We start from the raw sequence: 16,969 nt of genomic DNA, 5'->3' as shown, positions 1-16,969 counted from the left end.
ACTTCTTGCAGAAGTCGGGAAAAGGGGAAAGGTGAAAGGGTAAAGGTTTTAAATCCCTTACCCTTTTCCCCTTTACCTTTCCCCAGCCCGAAAGAAGCGCATTTTTGGGTTGGCAGAGTCGTAGCTGAAACTATAATTAACTCGATGACACTGTAAGTTCTCGCTCTTTGACTTTAGTTTTTGGTGATGGATTTAATAAAGCGATCGCAGGTTGTTCTTCTTTTTTGTACACCGAGCTTAATAGGATATCTAGCACATCAGCTTTCCGGGCAAGTTCGATGGCACGATGGGTAATGATATCCCCCGGAATTAAAATCACGCTATCATCCTTGTTTAAAATGATTCGATTCACGGTACGTCCTAAAGCATCTTTGATGCGGTGTTCTTCTAATGTTTGAATTGCCTGTTGGCGTACCTGTTCAAACCTTTTTTGGAGGATTGCCACGAAGCTAGTTACATTTTCTTGTACGCGAGCAACACTATCAACCACCAATTCGCTTGTATCCGCAAGTGTGCGATTGGCACTAGAACCAACTGCGTCAATGAAGGTTAAGCCAACGGCATTGAGTAGCGCCCGTTCTTGCTTGTAACTGCGGCTGCGCTCAATTACTTGTTGGGTAACAATTTGTCCTGGCGCAGCTACGACTAATCCATCATTAGTCCGAACTAACTGATGCACTCGTCGTCCCAAAGCTTGTTCTACTAAATAACTAGCAACAATATTGCTGGTTGAGTTACTCAACTCGGCTGTTAAGCTGCCTTTTGTTGCTTGGAACAGTTGGTTAAGTATTCCCTGATGCTCGGCTCGTTCGGCAATCTCCAATGTAATTGGCTGTCCTTGAGCAATTAGCAATGTTCCATTCGGGGAAATTACGTCGTAATCAACCACCCTATCAATTACCAAAGCCTTTTGTTCTTCTGGATTGATAATTGCATTCATTAAGTTGGTGGCAGTGTTGCGTGCTGTCAGTCGCAATTTTTGATCGGCGATCGCACTTGTTTGTTTTACAGTTTCCTGGAATTGATTGCTAGTTGTGTCTACAGTTTCCTGAATTTTGCGATTTAACTCGGCTACAACATCTCCTCCAGTGGCTCGATAAAGTTGATGGAGTACGCCTAGACGTTCGGCCTCATCGGCAATCGATCTGGTAACTGTTTGTCCCCGCATCGCTAACACGCTGCCATCTGGGGCAAATACATCTCTATCTGCAATTTGACCAACTACAAAAGCTTTTTGCGCTGTTGAATCGATAATTGCGTTTGTCAGCGATGTTGTTGCTGCTTGATTGGCTTCTTGCAATTGTCTGCTCACAACCTCTGTTGTTTCTTGCAACTTCTCTGTCGCAATTTCACCTACTTCTTGAAGTTTTTTATTAGCTGCCGCTGTGGTGTCTTGTATTGTATTGCTAGCTGTTTGAATGGCTCCTTTAAAACCACCCACTTGTTCTTGCATGAGTTCAGCAGTTTCAACGGGTACAAATGCAAAATTCTCTCCGATTTTGAGCGTGTTGGTAGCGGGAACAAAGCATCGTCCAGAATAAGCATCAGCAAACAAACCGCCGGATACTTCGTATCCTTCAACAACTCCTGTCTGTTCGTCAAAATAAAGGTCAATCATTGTTCCCAAATCGCGTCCATTTACAGTCAAGATTCGGGTTCCTTTGAGCACATTGTTGCGTTTGACAATAGCTCTAATTTCTGGCACTTTCTTAATTTTGACAACTGCTGCTTTGGTAGGTACGATTACAGCATTTAAACCGATGGCTTGTACTTGAGCAAATGGAATCACACGGGCACTACGAAACAAGCTGCCATCATCCACAAGCAGTCCGAGAAGTCGATCGCTCTGTTGGTCAAAAATCAAGTCTTGAATCCGCTCAATTCGCTCTCCGGTATTGTAAGCAACAACAATTTTTCCTATTAAATCAGTTCCTCGACGCATATCTTTGATTCCTTTGGTAGTGCTGAGTTCCTAAAGTTTGTTTGCAGGTAAATCACAAATTAATTATGAATACTTATTACTCAGCACTATTTTAGATAAGCGAGTTGTTGAAGAATTAGAAGATAAACTAGTTGTTTGCAGGTTAATTTTTACTTTTTGAACCAGATCCTCTAGATCGAAAACACCTTTATATTCAAGTACTCCAGCTGCGGCGATCGCGACAACCATCGCAGAAAGCACATACAAACCAGCAGGCGATCGTCGCTGTCCTATCAATCTTGGCATTGTTTTTTTCCCTTAACTATCTTATCGAACAAAAACAGAGTAATATTGCTAATTCATAGCTCTATCGAGCTAGAAAATCTTTTTCAAAATTAAATTTGAATTAATTAAGACTACAGAAGAAAAAAGCAATCCTCTAAACATTATATTTATTTATGAGGATTGCTGTTTTGCAATCAAATTCATCCTCAAAATTAGTAAAAAAATCAGCGTGCTTGCGATTACACTAACACTCTACAAGTTAACGATCGATTCTAAGGTACAGATTTGAGAATGATGACAAGTCTGAATTTATTACTAATTCTAAACTCTGAATTTGGGATTCTTGAAACAGCAAAGTTGATTAGTCAATCAGTTTTTTCACTTCATCTTTGGCGTTTTCAACAGACTGGCTAACATTAGCCTCAGCTTGTTTTAGCTTGCCTTCGGCTTCTAACTCTGGATTGTCAGTTACTTGACCTGCAATTTCTTTAGCTTTACCTTCAATGTTTTTGGCAGTTGCTTTGATTTTATCTTCTAAGCTCATAAAATTCTCCTTCGATAATTAGGTTCAAAAGTTTGTAAACAATCAAGACTTTGGATTCTTACTACTCTTTCTTACGATAGAGATAAGTATGATTCGTAAGAATAATTGACATGTAAACATATCAATGTTAGAGCTTAATTGTGCTTTTTTAGAAAGCTTGTAGCTTTCATTTTTAGTATACATAAAAGTTTAAAAAAATACATATGACTATTAAAAATTCACAAGTCTATTAGTTTATCCAGATTGCAAAGACTTCGCAAAAACTTTTAAAGATTTAACTTTTTAATATGCATCTGTGACCTGTTTCTAGCAATTTTGTGACCTGTTTTTAGCAGCAAATGTAAAATCCTGAAAAGCTTATATATAGAAGGTTTGGCATCATAGTTTTACTAATTTTTAGACCTTACATCTTGCTGGTTGTAAATAGTATTGATTAATTATATTTATAGATTTGATAATTAATAATTAATTTATTAAATAATCATATTTTATGTTAAAATTAGAAATTCTCTTCTGTGCTTTATACAAAAATTATTTAGAATAAAAGTTGCGTGTCAAAAATCTGCACATAGCAAATATCAGAAATTACTTTCAATAGATAACAATAACAATCAATATGGAACGCTTATCTGACGCATTACGAAATCGGATAAAGGTTACAATAAAACAAACAAGAGAAGCGATCGCAGATTCCTTAGTTGACTTAGAACAAAAAAGTAAAGTCAGTTTAGTTGACGTAAAAAAGCAGGTTAAAACACAGCTTTTTGAAACAAAAAATCAAGTTAAAACTCAAATTTTTGAAGTTCAACAGCAGGTTGAAACACATCTCGTCACTTGGAATAATTTTCGTCAGATTGAAAGTATCCAGTCCGATCGCTTTGCGATTTTCCTGCTGAAACTACTACTTAAAGAGCAGAAATCTACAACCGAAAAACCAAGGTTTAAAGCAGGTTCTTTATTTCCTGATGGCTCCACAACATTAGCAGCATTGACGTTGGTACTGCGAGGTGTAGCAGAAGTTTTGTCACAAAAGTCAGATTTATCCTGGAAAATTAAGTCTGATTCGATTTTGAGTTACGAAAAACCTGTTAATAAAGGGCGTAGTGGCAAAATCGAGTATTATATCAGCGATGAAAGATTTTCTCCACAAAAGCAACCATTAACAATAGATGCTGCTCTTACCACCATTGAGGAATTTGACCCCAGAGCAGGTGCTATTCATCTAATTTACTGTGCTAAAGCACTGGAGCTTCACCAACCTTGGAATCAAGCTTTTGAGATTGATGATAAACAGTTGGTTGAATATACAGGTTTATCAAAGCGCCGTGATTTGAGCAAATCACAAAAATTAGAGATTCTAGATAGTTTGGTAAGACAACCTGCTCAAGTGTTGGCAGAAATTACTTGGTTAAATACAGATAAAATTCCGGCGTTTACAACAACAGATTGGCAAATTTGGAATGTTTCTGTGGAACACAAATTTGCTGAAGCAGAGGATAGCCATTGCAAATTGATTGGTTTAACTGTTACCGTCAAACCCGGCGAGTGGGCAAAATACTTTTTGAACAAATCAGAATATTATTACCATACAGGCATCATTACCAAGAAAACCGTACAAACGCTTTTTAGTATTGGCAAGCATAACGTCGGTGCTGCCAGAATCCTGATTTGGCTAACTTTTCAAATTGTACCCGGATTACAAAACCGCTTGATTGGCAAAACGCTGTTAGAAATTGCCTATGGAGAAAAACGAGTTACAGCAGCAGCAAGCGATCGCCAACTGCGTCGCTGTTTAGCTGATGATTTTGAAACTGATATGAATGTTGTTAAAAAAGCTGGATGGCAAATAGAACTTGAAATTGGGCCAGATTGGTTGGAGAACAAGCAAGGCAAACGTCCGGCTGGATTTTGGCAAGAACTTTTAATGTCACGGTGGCGGTTCAATTTGCCGTTAGAAGCACAACAACGGTTAAACAACCCGCAAAGCCAAAACAGAATTAACCGCCAAACCAAAAATCAGTGTCAACTGCGATCGCCATCAGGTGAGATGATTCGCAAAGCCAGAAAAGCTAAAGGCTGGTCGAGGGCGTTTTTTGCCTCAACGATGGGAAAAAGTATCTCTTGGGTTGACGCTGTAGAAACCAATCACCGCCAAGTCTCTGCTAAAGATTTACCCATGCTAATAGAACGTCTCGGTCTTAACTCTAAAGATTAAACTTCTAAGAGAAGTCGGGAAAAGGGTAAGGTGAAAGGTAAGTACTAGTGTGGCAAGCTTAAAATAGTGCATTAGTAAACTCTTGTGGGGTGGGCATCCTGCCTGCCCGGACGGGTGAGGACACCCATCCCACAAGAAATTTTATTGCAACATTTTAGCTTTGACACGCTAGTAGGCTAACGCACCGCTATTTTGATTAAAGAATTTAATGATGAACTCATAACACTTTTTATTTTGGCGATTTCCGTTAGAAACTCTAGATTATGCTGACTCCATTTTTTCATTTCTGTGGAAAGTTGAGAATCAGATTCTATCAAAAATTCTCGTGTTTCTATATTCTCAGGATATTTTGGTTCTAAAAGAATAATTAAGTCAGAAGATTGAATATATTTATTATCTTCATCATAAATAAGTTCTACTTTAAAGTGATAAATATATGATGTACGTATCAAATACGGTGAATGTTCTTGGCTAGATAATTGTTGTTCGCTGTTGGGCAAAAATAAAGTAAACGTAAATCTATCTACATCGTTACAACTGACACATTGCGAAATTTTAATATTTTCCAGATGAATAATTTCTGTTTCTGTATTTAAATAGTTATTTTTAACAAAATTCAATGGTAGAGGAATATCAAAATTGAAATTTGCTGGTAAAGTAACTGGGTAATCAAAACTAGGTAAAACAGGTCTGCTGCGCTGGACTGACATAGCTGGTGCAGCTGGATAAGCTAGTTCATATTTTTGTACTTCAGGTAAAACCCAACTTTTTAGTACCCAAACATGATGAAATAAAAACTGAGCATTTTTCAAAAACGCAACCTGGTTGCCAATATTACGAACTTTCAAATCAATTACACAGGAATTAACAGATCCTTCAAGAGAAATATCAACAATTTTAAGTGACGAATCATTATTTTGGGAATTACGATCGAAAAAACGGATTTTATAGTTAGCTTTCGCTAACCAGTCAGCAACTTCTCTCCAGTCTTTTAAAGTATTAGACGGTCGATTAGTTAGTACTTCGATATAGCGATACAATCCTCTAGATAAATCAACTCGTAAACCCCTAACTTCCCGATTCATTGCAGCAGCTATTTCAGTAGGACTATAACCGCAAAGCAATCCCCTCAAGCAATTTATTTCCAATGGTGTAAGTTGTTTGGCTTTCCCAGAAATTTGCTGTTTGGCAGAGGTGAGATCTTGACACAACCTTGCTAAATTCCAGTCATTTTCAGCTTGTGCAAACAGTTGGGGAATTGGTGTCATTGTTGGATTTATCAACTTCTCCCCCATATCCTAACAAAACTCCTAAGAGTGGTTAGGTTACAGTTGCTTGTTGCTTTGGTTAGTCTAGATTTACGTTCAATACAACAGAAGTTATCAAACTTATGAATAAAGTAACTGCTAAAAACGAACAGCTAGGGGGTTTGTATGTCCAATCCCCTCAAGGAGAAAAGCTAGTTTTTCCCCTCAAGCATACAGAAGTATTAGCCAAAGTTGCAGGTAATTTGTCACGAGTTGAGGTGATTCAAAGCTTTGAAAATCCCTTCACACAGCCTTTAGAAGCCGTGTATATCTTTCCGTTACCCGATGAAGCGGCGGTGGATGATATGGAAATCAAAATAGGCGATCGCACCATCAAAGGTAATATTAAAAAACGTGAAGAAGCGCAACAAATCTATGAGAAGGCAAAACAAGAAGGACGCACCGCAGGACTTTTAGAACAAGAACGAGACAACATCTTTACGCAATCTCTGGCTAACATCAAACCTGGCGAACAAATTGATGTCACAATTCGTTACACTGAAAGTTTAAAATTTGAGGCGGGAAACTACGAATTTGTCTTCCCGATGGTGGTAGGGCCGAGATATATTCCGGGAACAAGCATAGATAATAGCGGCGACACAGATAGAGTTCCTGATGCTTCGCGGATTACACCGCCTGTAGTTCCAGAAGGAATGCGTTCTCGTCATGATATTAATGTCATAGTGGAAATTGACGCGGGTTTACCAATTTCTCAAGTGCGTTCTCCTTCCCATCAATTAAAAATTGAACATGCAAGTCAAATTGTGCGGATTCAATTAGCTGGAGAAGATACAATTCCCAACAAAGATTTAATTCTCCGCTATCAAGTTTCGGGACAAGAAACTCAATCTACAGTATTAACCCAAGCCGACCATCGCGGCGGACATTTTGCCATATATTTAATTCCAGCTTTGGAGTATTCCACTGATGAAATTGTCCCCAAAGATGTCGTGTTTTTGGTAGATACTTCTGGTTCGCAATCAGGCGATCCGTTAAAAAAATGCCAAGAATTAATGCGGCGATTTATTAATGGGTTGAATCCCCACGATACTTTTACAATTCTCGATTTTTCAGATAAAGTCAGGGAGTTATCAAAGAAACCTCTACCGAATACAGCAGAAAATCGTGCTAAAGCGATCGCTTATATTAATAATTTACAAGCTGCTGGCGGCACAGAAATGCTCAGTGGTATTCGTACAGCCATTAAATTCCCCACACCAACCGGAAGATTACGTTCTGTTGTGCTTCTTACCGATGGCTACATCGGCAACGAAAATGAAATTTTGGCAGAGGTACAACAGCATCTCCAACCAGCAAATCGCCTTTATAGTTTCGGTGCTGGTAGTTCAGTTAATCGTTTTTTATTAAATCGCATTGCCGAAATCGGCCGGGGAATATCTAGAATTATTCGTCATGATGAACCTACAGAAGAAGTTGCTGAAAAGTTCTACAAACAAATCAACAATCCTGTACTAACGAATATTGAAATTTCTTGGCAAGGTGATACAGAATCGCCTGTAATTTACCCAAAAATAGCACCTGATTTATTTTGCGAACAACCATTAGTTTTGTTTGGCCGCAAACAAGATAAAGCCAGTGGTAATCTGCAAATTTCCGGCATTGCTGCGGGCGGTAAACGCTATGAAAAAACGTTTCACCTCACATTTGAAGAAACGGAAAATCTGGCTGTAGCTCAGTTATGGGGACGTGCTTGTATTAAAGACTTGATGAATCAAATGGTAAGTTATGAAACCAAAGCTGGTGTAGAAGCAGTTACACAAACAGCTTTAACTTATCAACTGCTTTCTCAATACACTGCTTTTGTTGCTGTTAGCGATGACGTGCGGGTTGAACCAGGAGGCCAATATGTGTCTATGCAAGTTCCCGTGGAAATGCCAGAAGCAGTTAGTTACGAAGGAGTATTTGCAAGTCCTCCGGCTGGTGCTGTGGCGCGTCAAATAACATTTCCAATGGCAGTAGCCCCAGTTTCAGCAGACGAGGTTCCAGATTTTCTCAAACGAAGGCGATGGACAAAGCGAGAAGAATCAACCCCGCCATCGCCAAAATTAGCAGCACCCATCCCTCACCAGTTAGAAGTCCTTAGCGCCACTGGCTTGGATGAAACGGCAATAGCTGACTTAACCCAACACCTAGAAATAATAAATTTACCCCCAGGTTTTGGTGGTGAAATCGTCTTTGAGTTCGCCATCAAAAAAGGTCGGGTAACAGGGATAATGTTGGATGAACAAGCTTCAACCCAAAAAGATGCAGCTGTAGTGGAGAAAATTAAGCGATCGCTCCTACTTTGGATAGTTCCTACACTTACAACTGCTAAAGTCGTCTTAACCTTGCGTATTCACGTTTAACAAATTTGTAGAGACGTAAAATTCAACGTCTCTACTTATTATTAGCAGGGGTTTTAACCTGACGTGCTAGTTCTAGGTAAGAATTCATGTTAGCCCCTGGACGGCGACGACCGTTAGAGCCATTAGCCGAAGGAGCTAGATATTTAGGCGCAAAGGTGGTTTCAGTTGGCTGCTGTTTAACGACTTTGGCCGCCGCAGCTTTTTCATTGTTGCCGGGTTGAACTTGTAGACCTTGAGCAGTCTGGACTAGCTGAACATCAGCTGGTTTTGGATTTTGAGTTGATTTTGCTTCTTTAGTTGATTTAGTCGATTTTGCCTTAGCTTTAGTTGTGTCCGCTTTAGCTCCATTCAATGAAACTGGTTCGGATGCGGCTGGTGCATCTGATGTAATTGTTTCCGTTACTTTTTTGGCAGTTGAAGCAACTGTCTCCACTGCTTTCTTCGCTGTTGATGCTACCTCTTTAGCTGCTTCTTTAGCAGTATCCTTGGCCTCGTCCAATTCTAAGAAGTAGCCGTTGCTTTTTTTCTTTCCCGGTAATAAGCCAGTAACGAAACCCAGAATACCGCTTAATAAACCAAGAATTCCTGAGATCAAATTTTTGATAAAACCCATTACAATTACTCCTGCCTTTTATATTTGAAATTTGACCGTAATTGTTAACAATCACGACAAAATGTTACATTTTTCTGCTTTGCGTCACCCTATCCTGGTGACAACCTCTATAGGTTTGTGTTTAATGAACATTGTAGTAAAACTACACTATAAATGCTTTGTTGCAAGCACTTACGAGCTAATACACTGAGAACTAATTATTAAATTTTACTGTAACTAAGAGCAAGATTCTGAAAGCTAGCTTCACAAAAATTAACATTTCTTTGTCTAATAATCAGCCAGCTGCTCTATCTATGGACTGAGTTAAATTTTTTACATTTGAAGACTGTTGACGGTTCACAGTTAACAGTCAACAGTCAACGCTTTAAACCTTAACCTTTGCTAAATATCTGTGCGAGCATCCGAAAACCAGTAACTTCAGCTTGTAGAACAGTATGGATTTACCTTTGCAATCCCAAATTCAAAATTTAAAATCTAAAATTGAGTAAAACTTAACCCGATAATTCAGCTAAATTTTATCGATGAGTATTATAAATCAGCAGCGCAATCCAGTTGTGTTAGTACACGGAATTGGCGACACAGAAATAGTTTTTCGGAAAATGAGGGCATACCTAATACAACAAGGTTGGCTTGTATATGCCCTGAATTTAGTACCCAATAATGGTGATTTAGGTCTTGATAAATTGGCACACCAAATAGCCGATTATGTTAAAGATAACTTTCCACCAGAACAACCAATTGATTTAGTAGGCTTCAGTATGGGAGGAATTGTCAGCCGTTACTATGTGCAACGCTTGGGAGGAATTAAGCAGGTACAGCGGTTTATTACCATTTCTTCACCCCATAACGGAACTGTGCTTGCTTATGCATCCCAGCGTCCTGGTTGCATACAAATGCGTCCCAACAGCCTTTTTCTCCAAGATTTGAATTCTGATGTTGATATATTAAAACAGCTAAATTTTACATCTATCTGGACACCCTACGATTTGATGATCGTACCAGCGAAAAGTTCACAAATGCTGGTGGGAAAAGAAATGGTTATGCGAGTTGGTTTACACTCTTGGATGCTCACTAATTCCAAGACTTTAGCAGTCATATCAGAGATATTGGCACAGCCTATTAGCTCAATTCTAAATTCTTAAGTTCTATCGCCAATTTGTGTGTGTTCTGAACTTTCAAAAATTGCTTCTGGGTAGCGATAATACTTAAATTCCATGAGGTTATAAAAGGGGTCTTCTAAAAAGAAAGTACGATGCTCAAGAGGAGAACCAACAAAGCGATTTTTACTTTCTTCGCGAAAAATTAATTGCTGTTGTTGTGCCCTTGCTAATAAATCCTGCCAATCACCTTCTTGGGTAAAAATTAGTCCAAAGTGTCTTGGATAAATGGTTTGTTGGGGTGTCAAAATATCTTTGGTAACATGAGCTACTAATTGATGACCGTAGAGATTGAGAATTAATGCGTGGCGATTTTCCCGGCCGGGAATACAGCCCAAGCCATCTACATAATATTTTTTGGTCTTGGTAATATCAGTCACAGGAAAAGCAAGATGGAATATAGTTTGGTTCATACTTTATATGGGAAAAACTAATAATTAATCGCTTGCCAAAATCATTTGGTGTTGTACATCTTTTTTATTGGTTGTTAACTGTTGACTGTTGACAGTTAACGGTCAGCAATGAACTAAGTTAAAAAGCAACTTGCAATACATGTAATAATATAAACTTACTGTTGACTAATTACTGATGTTACCCTCAATTAATTCTCTCAATCCGTGGCTGGTGGGAGTAGGATTAAACACAATTTTATTGTGTTTAGCTGCGATCGCTCCTAAAAAACTGCTAACTCCAGCTGGATTATTCCACGCTTGGTTATTGGCCATACTAATTTGGGGAACTTTAGGCTGGCAAGGTTATGCAGTGGTAATGTTCTATTTTTTAGTTGGTTCTGGCGTTACCCGCATAGGGATGGCACAAAAAGAGGCCGAAGGAATTGCCGAAAAGCGTTCTGGTGCAAGAGGCCCAGAAAACGTCTGGGGTTCGGCTTTAACTGGGGCTTTGTGTGCCTTGGGAGTAGGGTTACTCAATTGGGGAATTTTGGTACCCAGTCCCCAATCCCTAATCCCTAATTTCCAATCTCTATTATTATTAGGCTATGTGGCGAGTTTCAGTACCAAACTTGCTGACACCACTGCCAGCGAAGTTGGTAAAGCTTATGGTAAAAGCACCTTTTTGATTACCACCCTTCAACCAGTGCCTCGCGGTACAGAAGGAGCGGTAAGCTTAGAGGGAACTTTAGCTGGTGTTGTGGGTTCTGTGGCGATCGCCTTGGTTGGTTGGGGAGTTGGTTTAATTGATATATTAGGTGTAGCTTGGTGTGTGTTAGCAGCATTTATCGCCACTAATTTGGAAAGCGTGATTGGAGCAACACTGCAATCAAAATATAACTGGCTGACAAACGAAGTTGTAAATATTTTGAATACATTAATCGGTGCGATGGCAGCCGTAATATTTGCTTGGTTGTGGGGCATTGGTCATGGGTTATAAAACATTGGCACTTGTAACAATTAGCCCACAAAATAAGCTGTTCTGCATTTGGCGTTGCACATTGACTTGATTAAATAGTTAACTGTTGACCGTTGACAGTTAACGGTTAACAGTCAACAGTTAACTAGTGGTTGGCCAAGTTCACTTGGCGCGGGAAAGGGGAAAGGTTTTAAATCCCTTCCCATTTCCCCAGCCCGAAAGAAGCGCATTTTTGGGTTGCCAGACTACTAGTATACTTATGCTTTTTCAGCGCACATTAGCTTAAATAATCAATATATTTTTTCACCTGTTTTAGTTGATTTCACTTACTTATCTGATTAGTTGCTGAAATTGATACAGTGTTTTTCAGAAAATTCCCCTTGGCTTGCTTTTAGGGCATAGCTAATATTTTCAATCCTGTTGTGTCTTCCCAAGGGCGTATTACTAATCATGAAAGCACGGTGACGTAAAGAGCTTGAGAGCGTCTCTTGTTCCATTAGCAATATATTTTGTTTAGTTTATGAAATCTTTATCATAATAATCCATCTGTGACAACATGATTTCTATATGATTTAATTTAAAAGTCCTATGAGTGTTTAACCATTTTTACATAATTAGTTCATGGAATCTTTACCATTTTTGATAGTCGATGACCAAGCTATTTCTATTGAAGAAGCAGTAAAATACCTGCAAGTCTCTGGAAAATTGGGACAGTACATTGGGGATATTCTCCGCCAGTACGTAATTGAGCAAGAAATCCGGACGCGAGATGATATCGAGATTGGCACAGCGGTAACTGAGCAAGCAATTATTGATTTTCGACTCAACAATCAGTTGACTGACCCCCAAAGTTTTCAAGAATGGTTAAAGAGGAACAACACAGATTACACAACATTTCATACATCAGTGACTTTTGGCTACAAGGTAGAAAAACTGAAAGCTGTAGTTACCGAAGCAAAACTTCCAGAATATTTTATTGAACGCAAAATTTTTTTAGATCGGGTGGTACTTTCTCGGATTGTTGTTGATAATCGCGAATTGGCAGATGAATTACAAATCCAAATAGAAGAAGGAGGTAGCTTTGAGCAATTAGCTAGAGAATATTCACTTGCAGATGACCGAATTGTGAATGGCATGATGGGACTCATTAGCCGAGGAAGTCTACCGGACACACTACGGGCAGCTATTGATGTCGCAAGTCCTGGGCAAGTGGTAGGCCCAATAAAATTGGTTGGTGGAACCTCTTTGCAAGGAGAAGGGCCTTTTGGTTTGTTTCGAGTAGAACAATTTCTGCCAGCCTCTTTAGAAGATACTCAACTAAACCAAGCACTACAAAATGAATTGTTTGAGAAATGGCTAGCAGAGAAAATTCAAAAACTGACAGTCAAATTACAAGTGAGTTAAAAATTCTGGATAATGAATCTCTACGATTAGAAGTGCTGGCTTCTTTACCTTGGCATCAACCACCACTGTGTTGGTTGACTCCCGAACAGCAATCCCGATTGCGAGATGAATCTCAAGCTCGTCAGTATCGTTTGGGGGATAAAATCTGGTCAAGCGATATCAGCGGTTACCAATTCTTGATTGTGGCTGGTAAAGTACGTTTGCGAGATGGAAGAAACCCATCTAGCGGGCTATCTCAAGAACGTGTTGGCAAATCCATAGCCGCCTTGGAAGCAGGAGATTGGTTTGGCGATTTACAAAAGCTGTCTGCGGATTTTAAAGCTGTAGCTGCTAGTAAAGAAGTGATAGTAGTGTGTTGGGAGACAGCACTGTGGGCAGAATTTTCTCACCCACAAATTCAGGAATTTTGGCAAGCTTTACCTGTAGAAAGGGAACCAGAAAAAGAGACATTTTCCTACTCTCCCACAATTCCACTACCCCCAGCTTCCGAGGAAACTGTTCCTCTACAACCCCAAAAAGGACTACCAGCAGCCAACTTAATTGTTCCCAATTATCCTTTTGTTGCCAGTTGGAATACTGCTGCTGCGTGTTTAACAATGGTGGCGCAACAACTAGAAAATTCCGTGCAACTGGAATGGGTACAACGCCAACTTAGAGGACAACGCCCAAAAAATGTTGTGGAAGCAGCAGAAAAGATGGGCTTAGTGTTGCGGCGGTTACAAGTAAGTTGGAGTGACTTGCGACAAATATCATTTCCAGCTTTGTTGTTGTGGAATACCGAGTTAGCCCAGAGTCCATCTTGGGTGGTAGCCTACGGAATAAAAGGCGATCGCTTAATTATCGCTAATCCTTTAAATCCCGATCGCCTTTGTGAAAGTTTGCCCCAGTCAGTAGTTGAAGCATCTTGGGACGGACAACTCTGGCAAGTCGAACTCATATCCCAGCAAGAAAAATTTAACCTCAGTTGGTTTACCCCAGCAGTTTGGAAGTATAAAGGATTGCTAGGGGAAGTATTGCTAGCATCTTTTACCTTGCAACTTTTGGGCTTAACAACACCACTAATTACCCAAGTTGTTATTGATAAAGTCATGGTGCAGGAGAGTTTGCCGACTCTTGATGTTATGGCGATCGCTTTGCTGTTTGTCGCCATATTTGAGTCCATACTCGGCATTCTGCGCTTATTTATCTTTACCCACACAGCCCGCCGTCTGGATTTAAGTTTATCAGCACAGCTGTTTCGCCATTTGATGCGTTTGCCTTTGGCTTATTTTGAGTCGCGGCGCGTGGGAGACACAGTAGCACGAGTCCAAGAACTCGAACAAATTCGGCAATTCCTCACAGGTACAGCATTAACTGTAATTTTGGATAGCATCTTTGCTGTGGTGTACCTAGCATTGATGTTTTACTATAATATTCCCCTCACCTTTGTCGCCTTAGCAGTATTGCCACTATTTGCTACCTTGACAATAGTTGCAACACCAATTCTGCGTAACTGGCTCAACGAAACTTTTAACCGTTCTGCCGATAGTCAATCGTTTTTAGTCGAGACAGTCACCGGCATTCACTCAGTGAAAGCCCATGCAGCCGAACCAGTAGCACGCGATCGCTGGGAAGGCTTATTTGCTCGCTTCATTCGCACAGGTTTTAAAGCTTCTACTACCTCCAACATCAGCAGCAATCTTGGTGACTTCCTCACCAATTTTTCCACAATGTTGATTCTCTGGTTTGGAGCCAAGTTAGTCATCGAACAAAAGCTCACAGTCGGACAACTTGTCGCCTTTCAAATGTTGTCTGGTAGAGTCACAGGGCCGCTTTTACGCTTAGTGCAATTGTGGCAAAACCTCCAACAAGTTCTACTTTCCGTAGACCGCATTGGTGATATTCTCAATGTCTCTCCAGAAGCAGAACCGGGAACTGGCTTAGTTTTGCCACCTTTGAAAGGTCAAGTCAGCTTCGAGCAAGTATTTTTCCGCTACCGACCGAACTTTGAACCAGTTTTACGGGGAATATCTTTCAATGCCGACCCAGGACAATTTGTTGGTATTGTCGGACGTAGCGGTTCCGGTAAAAGTACTCTTTCTAAACTATTACAACGCCTTTATCAAATTGAATCAGGACGCATTCTGATTGATGGTTTTGATATTAAAAGTGCCGATTTAGCATCACTGCGACAACAAATTAGTGTAGTTCTCCAAGAAGACTTTTTATTTAACGGTTCTATTTTGGAAAATATCACTCTCGGCAATCCTGATATTACCGCAGAACAAGTGGTAGAAGCCGCAAGGCTGGCGGTAGCACACGACTTCATCAGCCAATTACCCTACGGTTACGAAACTAATGTCGGCGAACGCGGTACCGCTTTATCCGGTGGACAGAGACAACGCATCGCCCTAGCAAGGTTATTTCTTTCCCAAGCACCGATTTTAGTTTTGGATGAAGCCACCAGCGCTTTGGATAGTGAAACTGAACAACAAGTACTACAAAATCTGCAAAAAATTTCTGCCAACCGTACCGTCTTTCTCATCGCTCACCGCTTTGCTCCTCTCAAACGTGCCGATTTAATTTTGGTGTTAGAACAAGGCGTGATTGCTGAACGTGGTACTCACTCACAGTTATTACAACAAAAAGGTTTGTACTGGTCACTATATCAACGGCAGCAAGCAAATATATAGTACATTCACTAGATTCGCTGCCTAAGTTCTGATTTAATGGCTTTAAAGCTTGTGGCTAGATAAAAAATAAATATCTACAGAGTGGCTTTCGAGTACTTTTTGGCGAATAGAGTTATGCTCTATTCGCCTTTTTAATGTGATATCATGTCCGGCTAATTACTTGTCGTTAAAATTTCTCCGCGTCCCCGCGTCTTTGCGTCCCCGCGTCGGTCTAAATAATAAATCTTTTACTGGACATGATATGATTTGCGCTCAATTTTCTCCCCTACTTCTCCCCGATTATTTTCTAATTTAGAACAGTACCGGACTAAGGTTAAATTTGCTTGGAGAGTTTAATATCTACAAAAAATGTAGTATTACAAATTTATATGAAGTGAAAAGATAAATTTTGTAATACCTCAAAATGTGATATTACTAACTAATTATGTTATTTTCTAGTCAAATATATTTGTAGTACCTGTCTTATACTAAAATACTTCTCTGGCTCAAGTTCTGAAACAAAAAGGATTTGAGCGGTTACATAATGCGAATTTACTTGAATATATGGAGTGCAATTGCTGATGCTTTTTACCAAAGAGCGTAATTCTAATAATCAAAATCTTGGTCTGGAAACTAGCAATCTATCTTTAAAAGTACCTGATATATTTGATAATTCTAATAATTACTTTAGCTCCAGTGCAAGTAGTTACACTTCTTCTTTAATCAATACTTCTGGAATCAAAAATCAAACGTATAAAGATTTAGCCACAAGTAGTAAAAATAATAAAAATACTACACAGAGGATGTCTCTGGTAAAATCAAGCGCTGTTGTCGCTGCTGTTCAACCAGACCTAATAATTCAAAATGCTGTTAATYCYAGYGTAGGGTCAGTGGGYGAAAGTATTGAAGTCAGCTATCAAGTGAAAAATCAAGGCACGGGTAGTGCAGGCTATCAACAAACAAAGTTTTATCTTTCAACAAATACAACCCTAAGCAACGATGATATATATTTAGGTTCTGATTATCTCAGTCCAATAGCTGCCGGTGCTTCTAGCGGTTCAACAACTACAATTAACATCAATAATAGCATCGCGGTAGGTAATTATTATCTGTTATATCAAGCTGATGGTAATAACAA

Annotated in this window: 13 protein-coding genes; 7 read left to right on the top strand and 6 right to left on the bottom strand. The window is 39.6% G+C overall.

Annotated elements, in window-relative coordinates:
- Positions 1-136: 136 nt before the first annotated feature.
- The 3 genes from VF06_RS19585 to VF06_RS19575 form a co-directional block, all read right to left on the bottom strand.
- A complete protein-coding gene (locus tag VF06_RS19585; RefSeq protein WP_099067638.1) occupies positions 137-1,942 on the bottom strand; it encodes a PRC-barrel domain-containing protein in 1,806 nt (601 codons plus the stop codon).
- A gap of 63 nt (positions 1,943-2,005) precedes the next feature.
- Positions 2,006-2,227: a hypothetical protein gene (locus tag VF06_RS19580; RefSeq protein WP_099067637.1), complete on the bottom strand. Its 222-nt coding sequence runs from the start codon at positions 2,225-2,227 to the stop codon at positions 2,006-2,008.
- Between the two features lie 340 nt (positions 2,228-2,567).
- The gene (locus VF06_RS19575) at positions 2,568-2,750 is read right to left on the bottom strand and encodes a CsbD family protein (RefSeq protein ID WP_099067636.1); all 183 of its coding nucleotides are present in this window, start codon (positions 2,748-2,750) and stop codon (positions 2,568-2,570) included.
- A 616-nt stretch (positions 2,751-3,366) separates the two neighbouring features.
- On the opposite strand from VF06_RS19575, the gene VF06_RS19570 reads away from it, so the two are divergent.
- Entirely contained in the window at positions 3,367-4,965 is a 1,599-nt protein-coding gene (locus VF06_RS19570; RefSeq protein ID WP_099072397.1) for a helix-turn-helix domain-containing protein, read from the top strand.
- 176 nt (positions 4,966-5,141) lie between these two features.
- Here VF06_RS19570 and VF06_RS41020 read toward each other — a convergent pair whose 3' ends face one another.
- Positions 5,142-6,260, bottom strand: a complete 1,119-nt coding sequence (locus tag VF06_RS41020) for a hypothetical protein (protein ID WP_180267582.1) — start codon at positions 6,258-6,260, stop codon at positions 5,142-5,144.
- Positions 6,261-6,355: 95 nt separating this feature from the next.
- Here VF06_RS41020 and VF06_RS19560 point away from each other — a divergent pair, with 95 nt between their 5' ends.
- Entirely contained in the window at positions 6,356-8,638 is a 2,283-nt protein-coding gene (locus tag VF06_RS19560; protein ID WP_099072398.1) for a VIT domain-containing protein, read from the top strand.
- Between the two features lie 31 nt (positions 8,639-8,669).
- Here VF06_RS19560 and VF06_RS19555 read toward each other — a convergent pair whose 3' ends face one another.
- Positions 8,670-9,251 (bottom strand): hypothetical protein, encoded by a 582-nt coding sequence (locus VF06_RS19555; protein ID WP_099072399.1) that lies wholly within the window; start codon positions 9,249-9,251, stop codon positions 8,670-8,672.
- 521 nt (positions 9,252-9,772) lie between these two features.
- On the opposite strand from VF06_RS19555, the gene VF06_RS19550 reads away from it, so the two are divergent.
- Entirely contained in the window at positions 9,773-10,393 is a 621-nt protein-coding gene (locus tag VF06_RS19550; RefSeq protein WP_099072400.1) for an esterase/lipase family protein, read from the top strand.
- Here VF06_RS19550 and VF06_RS19545 read toward each other — a convergent pair.
- Positions 10,390-10,821, bottom strand: coding sequence for a VOC family protein (locus VF06_RS19545; protein WP_099072401.1), 432 nt, complete (start codon positions 10,819-10,821; stop codon positions 10,390-10,392). The genes VF06_RS19550 and VF06_RS19545 overlap by 4 nt on opposite strands.
- Before the next feature lie 175 nt (positions 10,822-10,996).
- Between VF06_RS19545 and VF06_RS19540 the strand changes: the two genes are divergently transcribed.
- From VF06_RS19540 to VF06_RS19525, 4 genes are all read left to right on the top strand, one after another.
- Positions 10,997-11,797: a TIGR00297 family protein gene (locus VF06_RS19540; protein ID WP_099072402.1), complete on the top strand. Its 801-nt coding sequence runs from the start codon at positions 10,997-10,999 to the stop codon at positions 11,795-11,797.
- Between the two features lie 600 nt (positions 11,798-12,397).
- Entirely contained in the window at positions 12,398-13,180 is a 783-nt protein-coding gene (locus VF06_RS19535; RefSeq protein WP_099072403.1) for a peptidylprolyl isomerase, read from the top strand.
- Entirely contained in the window at positions 13,129-15,852 is a 2,724-nt protein-coding gene (locus VF06_RS19530; RefSeq protein ID WP_099072404.1) for a peptidase domain-containing ABC transporter, read from the top strand. Before VF06_RS19535 ends, VF06_RS19530 begins: the two co-directional genes overlap by 52 nt.
- Positions 15,853-16,412: 560 nt before the next feature.
- A partial coding sequence (locus tag VF06_RS19525; protein ID WP_306610302.1) for a CARDB domain-containing protein occupies positions 16,413-16,969 on the top strand: 557 nt, incomplete at its 3' end.

Origin of the sequence: Nostoc linckia z4, from assembly GCF_002608075.1 — a bacterium.
Lineage (GTDB): Bacteria > Cyanobacteriota > Cyanobacteriia > Cyanobacteriales > Nostocaceae > Nostoc > Nostoc linckia.
The sequence above is the reverse complement of the archived record's forward strand: the minus strand, read 5'-3'. Positions and strand labels throughout refer to the sequence as shown.